Raw genomic sequence first — 18398 nt, 5'->3', positions numbered from 1 at the left:
CCGAGTGAAATCATTTATTAAAGCGTAAAGAAATAGATTTTTAGTTTGGGGAAAATGATGGATTTTTGGGTTGCAGGAGCAGATTGGGATGGCGAAGATCAGACGGCGGAATTTATTGAAAAAGGCATTTGGCAGAATGGCTATACAGATAAATATCTGGATCGCGTAAATGCTATTCAAGCAGGGGATCGAATTGCAATAAAAGCAATTTATGGCCAAAAATATAATATGCCATTTAATAATTACGGTTGTCTTGTAAGCTGCATGAAAGTCAAAGCCATTGGTACCGTAAAGAAAAACTTAAATGATGGACGTACCTTAGAAGTCGAATGGGAGCAACAATTTGAACCTGAAAAAATAATTTACTTTTATACTTATCGCCAAACAATCACCCGTATAAAAAGAAAAGATGTCCAAGACTGTATCTTTTTAGGCCATACTCAGGATTTAACTGAACTTGAAAACCTCTATAAAAAACGATCAGAGAGTAGAAAAGAAAAGCTAACGGATGAATTTATTCTGAAGCAGTTTAAAAATGTTCCGAATTTTAATCACATTGAACAAAATACTGAGCATCGAAAGCTTTTTCTCGAGTTGGCAAGATATATCCATGAAACACCTATGGATTGGTGGGTTGCACCTTCAGAGCGGCCTCCGGTTAGATTCGGCACAAACAATAAATTCAATGGGCGAAATAGTACAGTGAGCTATGTGGCTGCTGTTGGTTTCGATCAAAATGGCACATTCTATATTCCAAATGAAAATGAATCAGAGTTTTCAATAGATGAGTTAGGAACAATTCGATTAACGGCCTCCAAATTAGAAGAACTCAAAAGCATGTCCTTGAACAAAATGGAAACTGATCGAGATCCTTTTGTGGGTTATTGGCCGGAAAACTATAACAATATCGAGATGATAGAGACCGATATGAATCCATCAGAACAGATAAAACAGCCCCTAAACCGTATTTTATTTGGTGCAGCGGGTACAGGTAAAACTTACCATACGATTAACCATGCCTTATCCATTATTGAAAACAAACCTCTCGAAGTTTTAGAACAAGAAGATCGCACGGCGCTAAAATTACGTTTTGATCAGTACAAAGAACAAGGTCAAATTAAGTTTGTCACTTTCCATCAAAGTTTTAGTTATGAAGATTTTGTGGAAGGGATTCGTGCTGAAACGGATGATAATGAGCAGTTAAGCTATGATGTAAAAGCAGGCGTATTTAAAGAGATTTGTGAAGATGCCCAAATAGAAACTGATGCTAAGCAAAATAATGTATCAGCACCGATTGAAGCCAGTATCAATAGTGCGATTGATAAACTCATTACTCAGGCTAAAACAGAGGAAATGATTTTTCATACTAAACGTGGTGCGGAAATTAAAGTATCAAGTAATTCAGCAGGTACGTTATTTGCTTTTACATCTACAGGAAGTAATATCACTTTATCTATTAGGCATATTCGTAACTATTTGAAGACACAAAGTGACATTATTGTGGATCAAAAAAGTTATGAATGGGCTATCGCTAATTCATTACGTTCAGAAGTTGAATATGTAAATTCTATTGAAAAAGTAAAACCTTATGTACTCATCATTGATGAAATCAACCGAGGTAACATTTCCCGTATCTTTGGTGAATTGATTACGCTAATTGAAGATTCAAAACGCCAAGGCGCAGACGAAGCATTGTCGGTGACACTTCCATATTCTAAAGATGACTTCTCTGTACCTGATAATGTTTACATTATTGGTACCATGAATTCGTCTGACCGATCTTTAACAGGTTTAGATATTGCCTTGCGCCGTCGCTTTACTTTTATCGAAATGCCACCAAAGCCTGAGCTTCTAACTGGCGTTGAGGTTAAGGGTTTGGATATTAGAAAGTTATTAGAAGTCATCAATCAGCGTATTGAGGTGTTATTAGACCGAGATCACTGTATTGGGCATGCCAACTTTATGACTTTGCAGAAAGATCCATCTCTTACTAACTTAGCGCAAATATTTAAGCAAAAAATCATTCCTCAGCTTCAAGAGTATTTCTTTGATGATTGGTCTAAGATCAATATGGTGCTCAATGCAAATGGCATGCTGCGATCTAATGGTATAGATAAATCAGTATTATTCCCAAATGTAGCACATGAATCGGAGAGCTATTTTGAGGAGCAGAAAACATGGGAAGTCGTCGATGATGTATTTAATTCAATAGAGAGCTTTACTAAGATTATTAAGCACTAATTGGGGATCGTGATGCCTGATTTTACCGTCCGAGAATATGCCTTCATTAGCGTTGCTTATGAAGGCTGTCCTGATCCAACTTTAGACCATGCTTATATATCTGGGAAAGCATTTGAGCATCTATGTGAGCTCTCAGCATCATTTTCAAAGCACGGTGCGAAAGTATTTGAGTTGGCAGGGCGAAGAAAGCTTAAGCTTGATCAATATGTGGGAGTGATAGAAACCCCATGTGGTACACGGATTGAAATCCTCCCTAAACATGTGGAGCTTAATGGCAGTGATGATCAAGATATTATTCAGCAAGAACGTAAACTGCTTCAGAAAATGCTGAGTGTTTCACTACATTTACCATATAGAGAAGCAGGAAGTGCCAATTTAAACCGCTTTAAACAATCTTTGCATGAATGGATTATGACGCAGTTCCTTGCGTCGTTTGAGCGTTTGGTACAACGTGGTTTACGTTTTGATTATAACCGTGTGCAAGAGGAACAAAAGTTTTTACGTGGACAATTACAGCATGTGAAATATATGCGTCAGCCACTTACAAAGAAACATATCTTTCCGATTGAGCATGATGTTTATGAGGTGAATCGACCTGAAAATAGATTGATACGTACAGCCTTAGAAGTGGTGTGTAAAAAGAGCAAAGACGCAAGTAATTGGAAATTGGCGCAAGAGCTGAGACTCATGACCAATGAGATCCCTCGAAGCCAAAAGATTAAGCAGGATTTTAGACAATGGCAGTCAGGACGTTTACTCGCTTTGTATGCTGAGATTAAACCTTGGACGGAGTTAATCTTAGGTGAATATATGCCTGTATCTACTCAGGGGGAGTGGCGTGGCATGAGTTTACTCTTCCCAATGGAGAAGCTATTTGAGCACTATGTTGCTTATCATCTACGCCGTAACTTACCCGAATATACTGTGAAGACACAGTATGCGACGGAGCATATTTGTCAGCATCAAGAACGTCGTATTTTTAAGCTTAAGCCTGATATTTTCATTGAATGTCTGAATGCAAAACCGATTGTGATGGATACCAAGTGGAAGTTGATTGATCAAAGTGATCGAGCTGGGCGTTATGGTTTGAAAGACAGTGATATTCAGCAAATGTTTGCTTATAGCCACTATTACCTCAAGCATGACAGTGATGTTGTACTTGTCTATCCATATCGGAAGGACAAGTTCACGCAGCCATTGGATGACTTTAAGTTTAGGCTTCCCTCTAGTGCAAAACTACGTGTAGTACCTTTCAATGTAGATGATCCAAAAAACTTCAAAATTATTTAGTCTTTTATCTTGTGAGGTTAGTACCATATTTGGGACTTAAAGCTACTTTTTAGCTAGATAGGTCCCAATTTAAGTACTTATCATTTGTCGTGATTAGGCAAGTATTTATGGGTAATATGCCTTTATTCATTGAGTTCTTTGAGTCTTTGTAAAACCTGTTCCGAGAATGGGAGCCAGTAGTTCCAAGATTTATATGTAGGATTGTATGAACCGCGTCCTTCACGTTTCCATTCTTTTAGCATCGCAGTGATTGCAGGGTTGTATGCACTATTTACTGAAATCATACCACTCGCAAAATGGCGAACATTAAGGTGCATGCCTTTAACTTTAAATTTATAGTCCTGCCAATTCGGACTGATGTTCTGTAGTTCAGGCGTTACTGGTAGTGTGGTGGTTACTTTGAAGGAAGTAGAAGCTATTTGTTGCTGAGTGGATTGTTCTTGCGGAAGTGGGTAAATCCATTTTCTATTGTCTAGATTCTCGAGGATTTGCTGTTTGGCTTCTGTACTTGGAATTGCAATATCATTTCTAAGAAGTGATGATAAATCGACTTCAATACATTTTGATTTAAAAACCTCAATGCGTTTTAGTTTTTCAGCATCAATAAAATGAGTGACTGCGATCTCAATTAAAATAGGTTCGCCATCAAAATAACCAATAAGGTCAGGGCGAATTAAACCGAGAGAAAATTCAGGTAATAATTTTTCGAAGGTCCACTATGCAGCTTCACTATCTGAGTCAGGTAGAGCAGGAAGCATAAGTCCCATAGATTCAACAATAACCTCTTTGGCATATTTATGTAGTACGGATTCAGGGTTAATCGTACAGCTTACTTTATTACTTGCATGAGCAAAATGATGTTCCTTAATCTCACCTTTACGAGCGATAACAGCTTCACCACATTCAAAGCAAGTGCATTGGCATGCGAGCCCACGTTCAACCTGCTTAATATTAACCAATTTATTATTTTCGTTTAATGCAATATACATCGTCATGATTAAAATCCTTTAGGAAGTTGATTTACTCATTCACTATGCTTGTGATCTAATTGTCCAAACACCGTATAAAGGGGAAATACGGGTAGAATGGGGGTTTAAGTGTCTGAATTAAAATTAAAAGTTTTTATTGTGTTAGATGAGATTTTAAAGAAGGACTTAGCAGATAACAGGGCATACGATTGCTTAAAAGTAATCTGTAGAGCATCGATTGATGCTTTAAATGCTCAAAATGAAGAACCAATAACGTATACCAGGTATCAACTAAAACTTATTCTTGATGGTCAGCAATCTGTTGTATCGATGGATTCTAAAGATCTAGGGAAGTGGATGAGTGACAAAAAATTAAGTGCATACATTGATCGTGTCATCACAAAACATACTAAAAAATTTGAAGAGATTGGTTATATTCCAGTTGTAAAAACCAACGATACAATTGGAGGAAAAGGGAATGAGCGCCGTTATTGGTTAGATATTACAGAATATGCTCAGATCCAAAATGAAGAGGATCAAAAGCTTGATGAAGATGAAATTTCTTATGAACGGGTAGATCCTTCAGAAATTAAATTGTCCTGGTTTTACCGATTTATTTTTAAAAATGGTGAAATGAAAAATAAAAGTATAAGAGGACTGTTTATGTTAATCGTTCTTTTTGGCGGTTTTATTTCATGGGCTATATATGTTTGTGCATTTTCATTAGTTTTAGTACGTGAAGGACAAAATTTCACGACTCTTGATTTGTTGCTTATAGTCTGTCTAATTGGATTTTCTTACCTATCATTCAAATATTGGTACATTCCGTTATGGAATTTACCAGAGCATCGTGTCATTAAGGCACCTATGACTTTTATTTCACTTAATGAAGATCATGCTGATATTGAGATGTATCGTGATAGAGAGCGTAATAAATTAACACGTGTAACTCGGTTTAGAGGGATATGTCCGATTTGTTCAGCAGAAGTTATACTTAGAACTGGTCAGCCTGATCATAATTTGCCGTTAGTTGGACGTTGTGTAGAAAGTCCTTTTGCGCATGTGTATAGCTTTGATCGAGTACTAATGATTGGGAAGCTGTTAAGTCGGTAATCATATTGAAATTAAGGGTGATCATTTAAGTCAATGAATTATTCTCCTATTTTGACAATCAATACAAATCAAACGGATCATATATATGTGGTTGGTGATTTGCATGGCTGTTATAGCCTTTTGATGCAAGAACTCCAAAAAAATCATTTTGATTTTCAGAATGATGTGCTCATTTGTACGGGTGATCTTGTAGATCGAGGTGAAGAAAACTTAGCGTGTATTTCATTACTAGACCAACCTTGGTTCTATACGGTGCGTGGTAATCATGAAGAAATGTGTATCAAGTCACCTCATGATCCTAAAATAAAAGATATTCATGCACGTAATGGAGGTGAATGGTTTTATCAGTTATCTCAAACACAGCGGCTAGAAATTATTGAGCTTTTTAAGCAGTTGCCTTTAGTCATAGAAGTTCAATTGGAACATAAAAAGATTGGTGTGGTGCACGCAGACATTGACATACATAATTGGAATGCCTTTAAGCAAGATATTAGTCAAGGCGACTATAAGATCTCTGGTGTAACTTCTGCTTATAGCAATGCACTTTGGGGGAGAGGACGTATCCGTAATCATTCAGAACATTATGATACTGTGGAAAATATTGATGAAATTTATCTAGGCCACACAATTGTAAAAGAACATACTAAAATTGATAATTGCCATTATATTGATGTCGGCTCTTCTTTCACCAAGAAGCTTTGTATTGTAAAAATCCAGTAAACACGGTGATGTGGTAGGGGAGTTCGGTGGTGAAAAAAGTTCAACAGGTCAAAAAAGCAACACTTGAATCATGTATCCTAGCTTGTATCCCGTAATTTTTTAATATTAATTAGTGTAATAAAAACAATAGGGTAGGAGAGGGTTGTTGTCCGTCTGGGCCCACCATATAAAACAACCACTTACGTGTACTAATCGTAAGTGGTTTTTTTGTTTTTGGATATTATGAAATCTGAAGTAAGCAATTCACTTAATTGATCGTCGTTCTTATCTCGAAGGACTTAAAATGGGTTGCCTCCACTGATAATGAACTTTTCTAGTTTGCCTTTCAATAAAGATTCTTCGTTACCAGCTTAATAAAAAAGCATCTCCCTCAGATATTACTTTTGTTATCTAAATTCCATAAACATCCTCTTTAATCAAAAAAAAAGTTCATATTTATGAAATAATTGTGATGTAGTTCAAAGAATATCTGCAAAAAAAGTGAAAAGTAGATGAAATGCATTTTACAACTGAAAAAATTATGCTAATTAATATGAGATGATTTTTTAGTCAAAAATCATGATGTTTCAGGACGGAATATCTTAAGAAGCGTATTAAAAAAATGATTAAACAGGAGTTTCAATGATGCTTCAGCTTTTAAAAAAATTGTTTTGTTTGCATATTTATGAATATGAGCAAATGCAAGAAATCGGGGAACACAGGGAGTGTCGTAAGTGCGGTACGAATAAGGACTAAAGTTTTTACAAGAAAAGTGAGCAATGGCTCACTTTTTTTATGCTTGTCATGGGCTAATTTCCGTTAAAATTAAAGGGAAATTTCAACACGATAAACAGGAATATGAGCAAAGATTTTCATGCAGATACCTATATCGTCGACAGCAACCTGGCAGATACGCTGCACTGGCTCAGCCTGCATCAAGATAGTTATGACTCCTTTAGCTATGATGCAGTCACGCAAGCGCTGATGGTGCATCATGCCAATGGAGTAGATCAAATCCGAGTCGGAGATTATCTGAATGCCCGTTATGGCATTTTAATTACTGCACATAACTTTTCTGCGAGTTCATCAACTTAAACAGTGATTAACTTGCCATTGCATCTGTAGCCAGACTGCGAACACTCGGTTTTGGCTGTTCTGCAACTAAACCTAATTTTGCAAAAAGTTGCTGATCCCGGCCTTGGGATGTATTAGGGGTCGTCAGCAGTTTTTCACCAGAGAAAATAGAATTGGCACCGGCCATAAATGCTAGCGCTTGATCCGAATCGCTTAAGGATTCACGGCCGGCAGAAAGGCGAATATAACTTTTTGGCATCAGCAACCGTGCTACTGCAATGGTACGAATCCACTCAATCACATCCAGTTTTTCTACATCTGCCATCGGTGTACCTTCAATCGGTACCAACATATTAATCGGCACGGATTCAGGATGAATTGCCAGAGTTGCAAGTTCATATAACAAACCAATCCGGTCATCACGGCTTTCGCCCAGACCCACAATACCGCCACTACAGACTTTCATGCCAGCCTGACGTACATGATCCAGAGTATCCAGACGATCATCAAAGCTACGCGTGCTGATGATATGTGAATAGTATTCACGAGAAGTATCCAGATTATGGTTGTAATAATCCAGTCCCGCATCTTTCAAGCGTTCAGCTTGCGATCCATTTAGCATCCCCAGTGTCATGCAGGTTTCCAGACCTAGTGCTTTGACTTCACGCACCATTTCCAGCACATAAGGCATATCGCGTTCATGTGGGTTGCGCCATGCAGCCCCCATACAGAAACGTGAACTTCCTGATGCTAGCGCCTGTTTGGCTTCCTGAATCACTTTATCGACCGCAATGCGTTTTTCAGCTTCCAGTTTGGAATCATAATGCGCTGATTGTGAACAGTATTTACAGTCTTCAGGGCATTTACCTGTTTTAATCGAGAGCAGGGTACTGACCTGAACGGTATTCGCAGTGAAATGTTCACGATGAACCTGTTGCGCTTGGAACACTAAATCCATTAAAGGCTGTTGATATAGAGCTTGTATTTCTTCACGTGACCAATCATTACGTACCGCATCACTACTGTTCATCTCTTTCCCTGTCTATGCTTATTTATCATTCAGTTCATCTTAATAAAAATAAGCTTTTGCTTCACTAGCAAAATATGACCTTATATTAAATAACAAAGCCCACACGGGGTGAGCTTTGTTTTTCAGTTGCCAGATTATTTATTACTGTGATTTCCATGAATATCCTGGCCATGCAGATCACTACGGTGCTGCTTGTTAAACACGCGCTGATCCTGTTCATGCTGATTGTTTTTTGGGGAATTAATCGGGCCATGTTGCGGCTGCTGCTGTTGTTGCTTCTGCTGGTCATGCTGAAGCTGCTCCAGCAGTTCTTGATTTGGATTTTTTGATGACATCATCTTTCCTCCACTTCATTTCTGACTATTTTTATTTATGCCATAGTCTGAAACATGGGTGTGTAAGGCTTTTAAGTGAAACTGTGACGCTAGGTAAAGATGGAAAATCAACTGGATTTTGCCAGTTGTTCTTGAATAGCCCAATCGATATGTACCTGCACAATTTCATCATGTTGATTACGCTGCTGCTGAAGGGCCGGAATAATCTGCCCATCAAAGGGTGCATTGCCCAAACCAATGGCGATATTGCGCATAAAGCTTTGATAACCCGTACGACGCATCGGACTGCCTTCAGTCGCACTTAAAAAGGTGGCTTCATCCCATTGCCATAAATCCAGTAAACTCACTTGATCCAGTCCATGCCGCGGATGAAAATCCTCTATCGAGGTCACTTGGGCGAAACTGTTCCATGGACATATCAGCTGGCAATCGTCACAACCAAAAACCCGGTTACCAATTCCGCGTCGCAAATCTTCTGGAATAATGCCTTTATATTCGATGGTCAGATAGGCGATACAGCGGCGAGCATCTAACATATAAGGCTCGACAATGGCTTGAGTCGGACAGATGTCGATACAGGCAGTACAGGAGCCACAATGTTTGGTCGCGGGTTCATCAAAGGGCAGTTCCAGTGAAGTAAACAGTTCACCCAGTACAAAGAATGAGCCTGATGTTTTATGAATCAGCAGGGTGTGTTTACCTGTCCAGCCCATGCCGGCACTTTCAGCCAGCGATTTTTCAAAAATGGGTGCAGAATCCGCAAAAGGACGTGATTCAAAATCTCCGATTTTTCCCCGGATTTTTGTCGCCAGGGTTTTCAGACGACCACGCATAGTCTTATGATAATCCCGGCCACGGGCATAACGCGCGATAATGGCAGAGTTGGGTGCATAAGGGATATAACGTGGTTGTGGTGCCTCGACCAGATAATCCATACGCACACAGATAATGCTGCGTGTGCCGGGAACCAGTAAAGCAGGATTGGCACGTTTTTCCAGATTTTCTTCCAGAAACTTCATGTCACCATGATAACCACGATCCAGATATTCCTGTAAGCGTGCTAATTCTGCTTGAGCATCTGGTTTGGCAATGACACAATCAGAAAAACCCAATTCTAAAGCCTGCGCTTTAATCCAGGCTTTTATCTCGGCTGTATCTTGTTGATAAACTTGAATTTGCGCGTGAGAATTGGGAGTTGTCATAAACCAAAGACAGGGAATAAGAAATGCAGCAACAAGTTTACCATAGCCACGATCTACAAGCATGGGAGCAGCGCTGGTTTCAACAGCAAAATAGTTCCTACGGTTTAATGCAACAAGTCGCCTGGGGGATTAGTCAGCGACTGATCACTTTATTTTCCCAGCAAAAAATAAAAAAAATAGTGGTCTGCTGTGGTCAGGGCAATAATGCCGGCGATGGTTACCTGGTGGCCAAATATCTCAAACAGGCGGGATTCAATGTTGATATTTATGCGGCTGAGTTAGGTAATTCCAAAGATTTGGCATCGGCTGTGCAGGAAGCCCAGCAGGCTGGTTTGCAGCCTTATTCGCATTTTGATTTCCAATCCGAATATGAGGTCTATATCGATGCCTTATTCGGAATTGGTCTGAACCGTCAGCTGGATTCTGACTGGCAAAATATTATTCAAATGATCAATCAGAAAACTGGACTAAAAATATCAATCGATATTCCGAGTGGACTGGATGCCAATACCGGCCAGCCTTTGCCTGTTGCGATCAAAGCTGACTATGCTTTCACAGGTTTAGGGCTCAAGGCAGGATTGTTTACCGGACAAGGCAAAGAATATGCGGGCAAGATCGAACTAATCTCTGCTATTCCAACAGACGCAGAAATTCAACCGATTGCCCAGCTTGCATCACATCAGATCCAATTACCCAAACGCCAAGCCTTTGGTCATAAAGGTAGTTATGGTCATGTCTTGGTGATTGGTGGACATGCCGATATGGGCGGTGCTGTGATTATGGCAGCAGAAGCAGCATTTGCTGCCGGAGCAGGTAAAGTCACCATCGTTTGTGATGCAAAACACCACACCGCGATTTTGTCACGTGCACCGAATATCATGCTGCGTGATATCAATCTTTTAACTCAGGAACAACGCCAAGCACTGATTCAGCAGGTCGATGCAGTGTGTTTTGGTATGGGATTAGGTCGTGATCGTGGGGCAAAAGCGCAATACGAAATCTGGTTTGAGCTGATTCAGCAATCTGATCTAGAGGTTATTTTGGATGCAGATGCGCTGTGGTTTTTAGCCCAACAGCCGCAAGTTTTGAATTCCAAGACCTATGCGACTCCGCATCCTGGGGAAGCAGCCACGTTACTGGCATGTAGCACTGTGGAAGTCGAAATGGATAGGATTGCAGCTATTCATGCCCTGCAACAAAAATATCAGGGACAGTGGGTGCTAAAAGGTTCAGGATGCCTGATTCTGGAAGAAAGGCTTTACATCTGCAATGCCGGGAATGCCGGTATGGGAACTGGCGGAATGGGGGATGTGCTGGCCGGAATGATTGCCAGTTTAAAGGCACAATTTGCACAAACCATCCATTTGCATGAAATTGTGACGCTACATGCTCTTGCAGGTGATGAACTGGCCAAAAATGGCCAACGTGGTTTGCAGGCTCAGGATATGAAACATGCGATTTATCAGGTGGTGAATCGCTAAGGAGAATAGTGTGCCAGTCATCAAACTGAATATTTCAGGCCAAGTACAAGGAGTCGGATACCGCTACTGGTTTGCCGAGCAGGCTCAAGGACTTGGACTGAAGGGACATGTGCAGAACTTAAGTACGGGTGAAGTGGAGGCTGTGATGGTTGGAACAGATTCTCAGCTTCAGGAAATGATTGCACGAAGTTGGCAAGGGCCTGCTCGTGCAACTGTACAAGCGATTATTCAGGAATATCTGAAATACGATCTAAATGTTCAAGACTTTAAAATATTGCGTTAAACCTTAGCGACGACGGCTGCTGACACGACTACGGCCACGTGCCATACCGCCCAGCGCATTCAATACCGCCATTTTACTCATACTGCCCGAGGCATGGGCATGACAAATGGCAGCAGCTAGGGCGTCGGCAGCATCCTGTTGCGGTTTAATGCTGAGTTTTAGAATATTCATCACCATCATCTGTACCTGTTCTTTGTCGGCAGCGCCATAACCCACTACCGACTGCTTGATCTGGCGCGCGGTATATTCAGCGACTTTCAAATCCAGATTGACCAGTGCAGCAACAGCAGCACCACGGGCCTGACCGAGTTTTAAGGCAGAATCCGGATTTTGTGCCATAAAGACCTGTTCGACTGCAGCTTCAGTGGGGCCGTAAAATTTTACAATGCGTTCCACGCCGGCAAAGATGCGTTTTAAACGTTCAGGCATTTCTGTCGTTTCTGTTCTGATGGTGCCGGCATCAACAAAAGTCAGTTTGGAGCCGTCTTTTTCGATAATTCCGTAACCGGTTAAACGAGAACCGGGGTCAATCCCAATAATTAATGACATGCCCGCACTTTAAAAATAGAATAATGCCCATATTGTTACATAAGCGTATCAAAAAAGCTTGATCCTGATGAAGCAGTTGATTCCAGCATCCTATTATTTATTTTACTGAGATTAGATTAATTTTCATGAAATTATTTCTTATTATCCTTGCAGGCTTAATCCTAGAAGTATTTGTCTGGATTGGCGTGGGTGACCTCGTCGGGAGCATGTGGTACGTATTTTTCTGGTTTGTAGCCGCATTTTTTATTGGTATGAACCTGATTCGTAAATACTCGGCCGGTGTCATGCCACAGATGCAGCAAATGCAAATGGGACAAATGAGTGCAGATCCTGCATTAACAGGAAATTTACCTAAAATTCTGGCAGGTTTCTTTTTGCTTATTCCTGGATTGATCACCGACGTATTGGCAGTATTGATGCTCATTCCAGCGGTTCAGCAGGTCTTTAAAGCTGCCATGATGAAAGCCATGATGAAGCGTCAGCAACTCATGATGGAAAAAATGATGGGTGGCATGATGGGCGATATGGGTGGTGCACAAGGCCAGAACCCATTTGCCGAGATGATGCGTCAAATGCAGGATATGCAAAATCAGCAATCAGGTCGCGGTGATTCCAACATTATTGATGGTGAAGCACGTGAAGTGAGACCTGAGGCGAAAAAAATTGAAATGAAAGATATCAATCCAAAATAAATGTTTTATTTAAAAAATTCTATTTAAGCCGAATCTGATGATTCGGTTTTTTATTGGAGCTTTCTAATCTCTTTGAACAAACGTTATAATATATTTTTATAAATTTACCTTATTTTAATGTCTCTGCTTTTTACGATCTGTCTCCTGCATTTTGTTGCTCAACTCAGTCCCGGTCCCGATATTTTGCTCATTGCCAAAAGTGCCGCATCTACAACACGCCAGAATGCCTTGAAAATTATTGCAGGGATCTCTGCCGGTATTGTGGTTTGGGTAGTACTGACACTTGCGGGTTTTACTGTGTTAATTGACCAGTTTCGATGGATCCAGCACGCCTTAATGCTTTTGGGTGGCATATTCTTGGCTAAAATGGGATGGGCCATGTTAAAGGGTGGTGTGCATAGCTTTAAAAATGGACATCAGACCGACGACGATACAAATGGACAGGTGCAAGCTAAAAACTATTTTATGTTGGGCTTATGGACCAATCTTTCTAATCCCAAAACACTGATCTATTTTAGTAGCGTATTTTCACTGGCCTTAAGTTCGTCTGCTTCCGATTATTTGAAAGCACAGTTAGCGGTAATTATTCCCTTGCAGACTTTTATCACCTTCACTTTATTGATGCTGTTGATTTCCCAACCAAAAATTAAAATCTTGTACCAGCGTTCGGGGAGTTATATTGATATGATGTCAGGCGGACTATTTCTGCTATTTGCATTGTGGTTATGGTATGAAGCACTTATTCTGATGAATTAAGGAGGGTATCTTCATTTAATGCTGGAGATATTGGTGAGGTCGGGGAAGGAGAGGCTAAATTGTCTGGTGTTTTAACCGCCGTTTGATAACGATTAGGCTTTAAGGTGGTTTCAGTATTTTCAGAGCCTTGATAACTGCGACTACGGTTAGCGCGCTCACGCAATCCACCTTTTTTAATTAACTGAACCATGGCACATCTCTCATTCAAATCCACAGCTATTGTAAATCAAAGCTGGATTTGATGAGGTTATTTTCCGCATCTCTATTTGAATTATTTAAGAGTAATAAAAAGACTTGTTTGAACTAACAGGTCTTTGCTGTGAGATGCATGAAATTAGCGAAGTCTTTTATCTTCTTCTTTTAAAACATCCAGTATAGAGTGTTGTATAGGAACTTCTTGTTGTGATTGCACATACAAATGCACGACTTTAAATACGATTGCTGTAACGAGGCAGGCCACAAGACAAAAAATCCAGAAACCAAAAGGGCTGCGAATATGATGTGAGCCACAGTTTGAGCATGATTTTTCTGTAGAGTCGACTACTTTTTCGCAGCAAGCACAATGATATTGATACTGCATTGTTCTTCTCCCAGGATGTTATCCTTTTTATTCTTCGATCATGAAAGATGATTCAATTGGTTTTTTATCATAGGTAGAGCAGCATCAGCTTGCAATAAGCAATTGCTGATAATTACATAGAGACAATAGAGTATAAAAATTCATTACACAAGCAGTAGGATTTTCTTAAAATGTAAGAAATATTTTCATTAATCAAATAATAATCAATGAATTAAGAGTTAATTCTCTTGAAAATATACATAATAAAGCCCGCATCAAGCGGGCTTTATTTGAGCTAGTCTAAAACTTACTGCCCAGAACGGATGATGTAATCAAAAGCAGACAGTGATGCCTTGGCACCTTCACCGGTGGCAATGATGATCTGCTTGTACGGCACGGTGGTACAGTCACCTGCCGCAAACACACCTTTGACATTGGTTTCGTTGCGATCGTTAATCACGATCTCACCACGGTTGGTCAGCTCAACTGGGGTTTCTTTCAGGAAGTCCGTATTTGGCAACAAACCGATCTGCACGAAGATCCCTGCAAGTTCAACTGTATGCTCTTCATCCGTAGCACGGTCTTTGTATTTCAGACCCGTCACCTGTGAACCGTCACCCAGCACTTCAGTCGACAAGGCATTCTTGATCACGGTGGTGTTCGGCAAGCTGTTCAGTTTGTCTTGCAGCACCTGATCCGCACGCAATTTGGTATCAAATTCCACCAAAGTTACATGCTCTACAATCCCTGCCAGGTCGATCGCAGCTTCCACCCCCGAGTTACCACCGCCAATCACGGCGACATGTTTACCCTTAAACAGTGGGCCATCACAGTGCGGACAGTAGGCCACACCACGAGTTTTGTATTCCTGCTCACCTGGAACGTTCATCTCTCTCCAGCGTGCGCCGGTCGACAGAATCACGGTTTTAGATTCCAGTTTGGCACCGTTTTCCAAGGTCACTTCAACTAAACCATTGGCCGTTTCATCTGCACCTTTGATGTTAGAGACACGTTGCAGATTCATGATGTCGACACCATATTCACGCACGTGGGCTTCCATCTCGGCTGCAAATTTAGGACCTTGGGTCTTCTGTACAGACGTAAAGTTTTCAATGTCCATGGTATCCATGACCTGACCGCCCATGCGTTCAGCCACGATCCCGGTTTTAATGCCTTTACGTGCTGCATAGATGGCAGAAGTATTGCCTGCAGGTCCACCACCGATCACCAGGACATCAAAGGCGTCTTTGGCATTCAGCTTTTCAGCATCTTTGGCAGCGGCATTGCTATCCAGCTTGGCAATGATTTCTTCCAGTGTCATACGACCCTGACCGATATGCTGGTTATCCTGGAACACCATCGGAACCGCCATGATTTTGCGTTCTTCTACTTCGTCCTGGAAGAAAGCCCCATCAATCATGGTGGCAGTAGTACCCGGGTTATAGATGGCAATCAGGTTGAGTGCCTGAACCACATCCGGACAGTTATGACAGCTTAAAGACACAAATACATCGAAATTAGATTGAACACCCAGGCTCTTAATATTCGCCAGAACTTCATCTGAGACTTTCGGTGCATAACCTGAGGTTTGCAGCAAGGCCAGAATCAGCGAGGTAAACTCATGGCCCATTGGCAAGCCTGCAAAGAATACACGTGGTTCTTCACCAGCTTTAGCAATACCAAAGCTTGGCGCACGTGCATTGGTCCCGTCAAAGCGTGCAGTCACCAGATCAGACAGTGTAGCAACCTCGGACACCAGTTCCTGGATTTTGGCTGATTTGTCAGAACTATCCAGAGTGGCGACCAGTTCAATTGGGCCTTCCAGGCGTTCTAATAGGGTTTTAAGTTGAGCTGAAGTATTTTGGTCTAACATTGCTAACGTCTCCAAAGGAGTAAATGTTTATTTGATAACAGGATATTAAATGAATTGCATAAATAGGTAAAACAGTTTGTTTTTATTTTATTGATCGGATTTACAGATTTATTGAAAAATTCATCATTAATTTCAAAATTCTATATGGCGGTGAAAGATTAATTTTCAAGTAGTTTAGAGCAAGAATAAGGATTTTCAGCTAAGATTAAAACAAGATATTTGAGACTTGAATGATGGAATTACGACGCGGTATTTATCAACATTATAAGGGACAGCTTTATCAGGTGTTCCATGTCGCCACGCACAGTGAAACTGAAGAAAAGCTGGTAGTTTATCAATGTCTTTATGGGGATTATTCAATTTGGGTACGTCCTTTAACGATGTTCACTGAAACCATTACCACCAACGATGATCGTGAAGTGGAGCGTTTTAAATTGATTCAGGCACTTTAAGCCCAACAGACTCAGGGAAGAGTGATGCAAAACTCAGATGAATTTGAAATATTCATGCAAGAATTATATGAAAAATTTCATAGGCATGATCTTAAGCAGGCAGATCGCCTGCACCGATACCGGAATATAGAGCCAGAATCCGGTCAATTTTTGTCTATGCTGATTCGTGCACAACAATCCAAAAATATTCTGGAAATTGGCACCTCTACTGGTTATTCCACCTTATGGCTGGCAGAAGCGGCTCGGCAGACTCAAGCCATGATTACAACACTTGAAGTTGATGCAGAACGGGTTACTCAGGCAAAGCAATATGCGACAGAAATAGATCTTGCAGACTTAATCAATTTTAAAGTGATTGATGCTCAAGTTTATCTGGAGGCAGAACAGGAAATATTTGATTTTATCCTGTTAGATGCTGAACGCGATGATTATGTCAGTTACTGGCCACATTTGAGTCGATTACTTAAAGCAAAGGGCGGGTTACTGGTAGTTGATAATGTCATTTCACATGCAGCAGAAGTCGAAGAGTTTATTGCCTTAATTCAGCAAGACCCACGTTTTATCATGAGTAGTGTACCCATAGGCGCAGGTTTGCTGATGGTGGGATTTCGTTAAATGGATTCACTTCAATCCATGCAAATTTTATTAAAATGTAAATTATATTCGAGATACTTTTCTACGAATGCGGCTTTGTCTTGGCGTCTTAACAGGTTGTCATAAATAAATTCAGGTACGGGATGATACAGCTCGGCATGACCATTACTGTATACAATTTTCAGGTGGCGGCTTGAGGGATTGTATTTCCAAGAAATCACGGTAAGCAGTTTTTGCATATGCGTTCCTCCACTGAATATTTCTTATCTTATCATTTGAACTTATGCCATATGGCTCTGCAGATGTATAGCTCAATTGTAAGAATCGGTAAGGATTATGAGAAAGCGAAGCAAAAGATATGCCTGAATTTTTATATGATGGATCAAGAAAGAAATAGGACTGCAATATTTAAAGTCCTAATAAAATAATTTAAAAAAATAAACTCCCGTATTGCACTGACATAAAAGTTCAAACCATAAAAAACCACGCTAAAAAGCGTGGTTTTTTTGAATCAGTTCAATCTAATTAAAATTAGATTTTACCCACTAGGTCGATTGAAGGAGCAAGAGTTGCATCGCCTTCTTTCCATTTAGCTGGGCAAACTTCGCCTGGGTGAGCGTGTACATACTGAGCTGCTTTAACTTTACGAAGAAGTTCTTGAGCGTCACGGCCGATACCACCAGCGTTGATTTCAACGATTTGGATTTTACCTTCTGGATCGATCACGAAAGTACCACGATCAGCAAGGCCGTCAGCTTCGATTAATACGTCAAAGTTTTTAGCAAGAGTCCAGTTTGCATCACCAACCATTACATACTGGATTTTTTTGATTTCTTCTGAAGAATCGTGCCAAGCTTTGTGAGTGAAATGCGTGTCAGTAGAAACTGAGTAGATTTCAACGCCTAGTTTTTGGAATTCAGCGTAGTTGTCAGCAAGGTCACCAAGTTCAGTCGGGCAAACGAAAGTGAAGTCAGCTGGGTAGAAGAATACAACAGACCATTTGCCTTTCAGGTCAGCTTCAGTAACTTCAATGAATTTGCCGTTTTGGAATGCAGTTGCTTTAAATGGTTTAACTTCAGTATTAATTAAGCTCATCATTGTCTCCATGATTGAGGTAGTCTTTGATTTTGAATAAGAGTATCGAAATTTTGGTTGATGCTAAAATGGTATTTTTACATTACAAACATCGGAAAAACCGAATTAAGTA

Annotated in this window: 21 protein-coding genes; 11 read left to right on the top strand and 10 right to left on the bottom strand. The window is 40.4% G+C overall.

Translation table 11 applies throughout. The annotated features are described in order from the left end of the window. Window positions 1-57: 57 nt before the first annotated feature. Together I6L24_RS16615 and I6L24_RS13295 are read left to right on the top strand one after the other, a co-directional pair. Window positions 58-2241, top strand: a complete 2184-nt coding sequence (locus I6L24_RS16615; RefSeq protein WP_228733325.1) for an McrB family protein — start codon at window positions 58-60, stop codon at window positions 2239-2241. 12 nt (window positions 2242-2253) lie between these two features. Next, window positions 2254-3531 carry an McrC family protein gene (locus I6L24_RS13295; RefSeq protein WP_044109162.1) on the top strand — a complete coding sequence of 426 codons (1278 nt, stop codon included), beginning with the start codon at window positions 2254-2256 and terminating at the stop codon, window positions 3529-3531. A gap of 716 nt (window positions 3532-4247) precedes the next feature. Here I6L24_RS13295 and I6L24_RS16610 read toward each other — a convergent pair. Continuing rightward, complete coding sequence (locus I6L24_RS16610) at window positions 4248-4526, bottom strand: competence protein CoiA family protein (RefSeq protein ID WP_228733324.1); 279 nt, start codon at window positions 4524-4526, stop codon at window positions 4248-4250. A 102-nt stretch (window positions 4527-4628) separates the two neighbouring features. On the opposite strand from I6L24_RS16610, the gene I6L24_RS13285 reads away from it, so the two are divergent. The 3 genes from I6L24_RS13285 to I6L24_RS13275 all read left to right on the top strand — a co-directional run bounded on the left by I6L24_RS13285 (window position 4629) and on the right by I6L24_RS13275 (window position 7406). Continuing rightward, window positions 4629-5612 carry a hypothetical protein gene (locus tag I6L24_RS13285; protein ID WP_216986177.1) on the top strand — a complete coding sequence of 328 codons (984 nt, stop codon included), beginning with the start codon at window positions 4629-4631 and terminating at the stop codon, window positions 5610-5612. Window positions 5613-5645: 33 nt separating this feature from the next. After that, window positions 5646-6332: a metallophosphoesterase gene (locus I6L24_RS13280; RefSeq protein ID WP_129717431.1), complete on the top strand. Its 687-nt coding sequence runs from the start codon at window positions 5646-5648 to the stop codon at window positions 6330-6332. Between the two features lie 837 nt (window positions 6333-7169). Next, on the top strand, window positions 7170-7406 hold the full coding sequence (locus tag I6L24_RS13275; RefSeq protein ID WP_034438286.1) for a hypothetical protein: 237 nt from the start codon (window positions 7170-7172) through the stop codon (window positions 7404-7406). A gap of 7 nt (window positions 7407-7413) precedes the next feature. Here I6L24_RS13275 and bioB read toward each other — a convergent pair whose 3' ends face one another. The 3 genes from bioB to queG all read right to left on the bottom strand — a co-directional run bounded on the left by bioB (window position 7414) and on the right by queG (window position 9952). After that, on the bottom strand, window positions 7414-8415 hold the full coding sequence (gene bioB, locus I6L24_RS13270) for a biotin synthase BioB (protein ID WP_004278930.1): 1002 nt from the start codon (window positions 8413-8415) through the stop codon (window positions 7414-7416). A 134-nt stretch (window positions 8416-8549) separates the two neighbouring features. Beyond that, window positions 8550-8753, bottom strand: coding sequence for a hypothetical protein (locus tag I6L24_RS13265; protein ID WP_004278929.1), 204 nt, complete (start codon window positions 8751-8753; stop codon window positions 8550-8552). Window positions 8754-8857: 104 nt separating this feature from the next. Continuing rightward, the gene (gene queG, locus I6L24_RS13260) at window positions 8858-9952 is read right to left on the bottom strand and encodes a tRNA epoxyqueuosine(34) reductase QueG (protein ID WP_216986176.1); all 1095 of its coding nucleotides are present in this window, start codon (window positions 9950-9952) and stop codon (window positions 8858-8860) included. Window positions 9953-9975: 23 nt separating this feature from the next. Between queG and I6L24_RS13255 the strand changes: the two genes are divergently transcribed. Continuing rightward, window positions 9976-11433, top strand: coding sequence for an NAD(P)H-hydrate dehydratase (locus tag I6L24_RS13255; RefSeq protein WP_216986175.1), 1458 nt, complete (start codon window positions 9976-9978; stop codon window positions 11431-11433). Window positions 11434-11443: 10 nt separating this feature from the next. Continuing rightward, window positions 11444-11716, top strand: coding sequence for an acylphosphatase (locus tag I6L24_RS13250; RefSeq protein ID WP_180086933.1), 273 nt, complete (start codon window positions 11444-11446; stop codon window positions 11714-11716). Between the two features lie 3 nt (window positions 11717-11719). On the opposite strand, the gene ruvC is transcribed toward I6L24_RS13250, so the two are convergent. Continuing rightward, complete coding sequence (ruvC, locus tag I6L24_RS13245; RefSeq protein WP_004278925.1) at window positions 11720-12265, bottom strand: crossover junction endodeoxyribonuclease RuvC; 546 nt, start codon at window positions 12263-12265, stop codon at window positions 11720-11722. A 125-nt stretch (window positions 12266-12390) separates the two neighbouring features. Here ruvC and I6L24_RS13240 point away from each other — a divergent pair, with 125 nt between their 5' ends. Continuing rightward, window positions 12391-12957: an FxsA family protein gene (locus I6L24_RS13240; protein ID WP_216986174.1), complete on the top strand. Its 567-nt coding sequence runs from the start codon at window positions 12391-12393 to the stop codon at window positions 12955-12957. A gap of 117 nt (window positions 12958-13074) precedes the next feature. Next, window positions 13075-13713, top strand: a complete 639-nt coding sequence (locus I6L24_RS13235) for a LysE family transporter (protein WP_216986173.1) — start codon at window positions 13075-13077, stop codon at window positions 13711-13713. On the opposite strand, the gene I6L24_RS13230 is transcribed toward I6L24_RS13235, so the two are convergent. The 3 genes from I6L24_RS13230 to ahpF all read right to left on the bottom strand — a co-directional run bounded on the left by I6L24_RS13230 (window position 13697) and on the right by ahpF (window position 16145). Next, on the bottom strand, window positions 13697-13903 hold the full coding sequence (locus I6L24_RS13230; protein ID WP_005106537.1) for a hypothetical protein: 207 nt from the start codon (window positions 13901-13903) through the stop codon (window positions 13697-13699). The two genes, I6L24_RS13235 and I6L24_RS13230, sit on opposite strands and share 17 nt — an antisense overlap. A gap of 144 nt (window positions 13904-14047) precedes the next feature. Beyond that, entirely contained in the window at window positions 14048-14293 is a 246-nt protein-coding gene (locus I6L24_RS13225) for a hypothetical protein (protein ID WP_004278921.1), read from the bottom strand. 286 nt (window positions 14294-14579) lie between these two features. After that, window positions 14580-16145, bottom strand: coding sequence for an alkyl hydroperoxide reductase subunit F (gene ahpF, locus I6L24_RS13220; RefSeq protein ID WP_216986172.1), 1566 nt, complete (start codon window positions 16143-16145; stop codon window positions 14580-14582). 233 nt (window positions 16146-16378) lie between these two features. Here ahpF and I6L24_RS13215 point away from each other — a divergent pair, with 233 nt between their 5' ends. Together I6L24_RS13215 and I6L24_RS13210 are read left to right on the top strand one after the other, a co-directional pair. Then, window positions 16379-16597, top strand: a complete 219-nt coding sequence (locus tag I6L24_RS13215; protein WP_034438283.1) for a DUF1653 domain-containing protein — start codon at window positions 16379-16381, stop codon at window positions 16595-16597. Between the two features lie 24 nt (window positions 16598-16621). Continuing rightward, entirely contained in the window at window positions 16622-17212 is a 591-nt protein-coding gene (locus I6L24_RS13210; RefSeq protein WP_071851972.1) for an O-methyltransferase, read from the top strand. A gap of 11 nt (window positions 17213-17223) precedes the next feature. Here the strand turns inward: I6L24_RS13210 and I6L24_RS13205 are convergent, their stop codons facing one another. After that, window positions 17224-17430 carry a KTSC domain-containing protein gene (locus tag I6L24_RS13205; protein ID WP_004645498.1) on the bottom strand — a complete coding sequence of 69 codons (207 nt, stop codon included), beginning with the start codon at window positions 17428-17430 and terminating at the stop codon, window positions 17224-17226. Window positions 17431-17722: 292 nt separating this feature from the next. Next, window positions 17723-18286: an alkyl hydroperoxide reductase subunit C gene (gene ahpC, locus I6L24_RS13200; RefSeq protein WP_004278916.1), complete on the bottom strand. Its 564-nt coding sequence runs from the start codon at window positions 18284-18286 to the stop codon at window positions 17723-17725. Between the last annotated feature and the right edge of the window lie 112 nt (window positions 18287-18398).

The sequence above is a fragment of the Acinetobacter lwoffii genome (assembly GCF_019048525.1).
Lineage (GTDB): Bacteria > Pseudomonadota > Gammaproteobacteria > Pseudomonadales > Moraxellaceae > Acinetobacter > Acinetobacter lwoffii_K.
The sequence above is the reverse complement of the archived record's forward strand: the minus strand, read 5'-3'. Positions and strand labels throughout refer to the sequence as shown.

What these genes read in the sequence shown, in the direction of transcription:
- I6L24_RS16615 (WP_228733325.1), top strand. Translation starts at nt 58, where the DNA reads ATGGATTTTTGGGTTGCAGGAGCAGATTGGGATGGCGAAGATCAGACG.
- I6L24_RS13295 (WP_044109162.1), top strand. Translation starts at nt 2,254, where the DNA reads ATGCCTGATTTTACCGTCCGAGAATATGCCTTCATTAGCGTTGCTTAT.
- I6L24_RS16610 (WP_228733324.1), bottom strand. Translation starts at nt 4,526, where the DNA reads ATGACGATGTATATTGCATTAAACGAAAATAATAAATTGGTTAATATT.
- I6L24_RS13280 (WP_129717431.1), top strand. Translation starts at nt 5,646, where the DNA reads ATGAATTATTCTCCTATTTTGACAATCAATACAAATCAAACGGATCAT.
- I6L24_RS13275 (WP_034438286.1), top strand. Translation starts at nt 7,170, where the DNA reads ATGAGCAAAGATTTTCATGCAGATACCTATATCGTCGACAGCAACCTG.
- bioB (WP_004278930.1), bottom strand. Translation starts at nt 8,415, where the DNA reads ATGAACAGTAGTGATGCGGTACGTAATGATTGGTCACGTGAAGAAATA.
- I6L24_RS13265 (WP_004278929.1), bottom strand. Translation starts at nt 8,753, where the DNA reads ATGATGTCATCAAAAAATCCAAATCAAGAACTGCTGGAGCAGCTTCAG.
- queG (WP_216986176.1), bottom strand. Translation starts at nt 9,952, where the DNA reads ATGACAACTCCCAATTCTCACGCGCAAATTCAAGTTTATCAACAAGAT.
- I6L24_RS13255 (WP_216986175.1), top strand. Translation starts at nt 9,976, where the DNA reads ATGCAGCAACAAGTTTACCATAGCCACGATCTACAAGCATGGGAGCAG.
- ruvC (WP_004278925.1), bottom strand. Translation starts at nt 12,265, where the DNA reads ATGTCATTAATTATTGGGATTGACCCCGGTTCTCGTTTAACCGGTTAC.
- I6L24_RS13240 (WP_216986174.1), top strand. Translation starts at nt 12,391, where the DNA reads ATGAAATTATTTCTTATTATCCTTGCAGGCTTAATCCTAGAAGTATTT.
- I6L24_RS13235 (WP_216986173.1), top strand. Translation starts at nt 13,075, where the DNA reads ATGTCTCTGCTTTTTACGATCTGTCTCCTGCATTTTGTTGCTCAACTC.
- I6L24_RS13230 (WP_005106537.1), bottom strand. Translation starts at nt 13,903, where the DNA reads ATGGTTCAGTTAATTAAAAAAGGTGGATTGCGTGAGCGCGCTAACCGT.
- I6L24_RS13225 (WP_004278921.1), bottom strand. Translation starts at nt 14,293, where the DNA reads ATGCAGTATCAATATCATTGTGCTTGCTGCGAAAAAGTAGTCGACTCT.
- ahpF (WP_216986172.1), bottom strand. Translation starts at nt 16,145, where the DNA reads ATGTTAGACCAAAATACTTCAGCTCAACTTAAAACCCTATTAGAACGC.
- I6L24_RS13215 (WP_034438283.1), top strand. Translation starts at nt 16,379, where the DNA reads ATGGAATTACGACGCGGTATTTATCAACATTATAAGGGACAGCTTTAT.
- I6L24_RS13210 (WP_071851972.1), top strand. Translation starts at nt 16,622, where the DNA reads ATGCAAAACTCAGATGAATTTGAAATATTCATGCAAGAATTATATGAA.
- I6L24_RS13205 (WP_004645498.1), bottom strand. Translation starts at nt 17,430, where the DNA reads ATGCAAAAACTGCTTACCGTGATTTCTTGGAAATACAATCCCTCAAGC.
- ahpC (WP_004278916.1), bottom strand. Translation starts at nt 18,286, where the DNA reads ATGAGCTTAATTAATACTGAAGTTAAACCATTTAAAGCAACTGCATTC.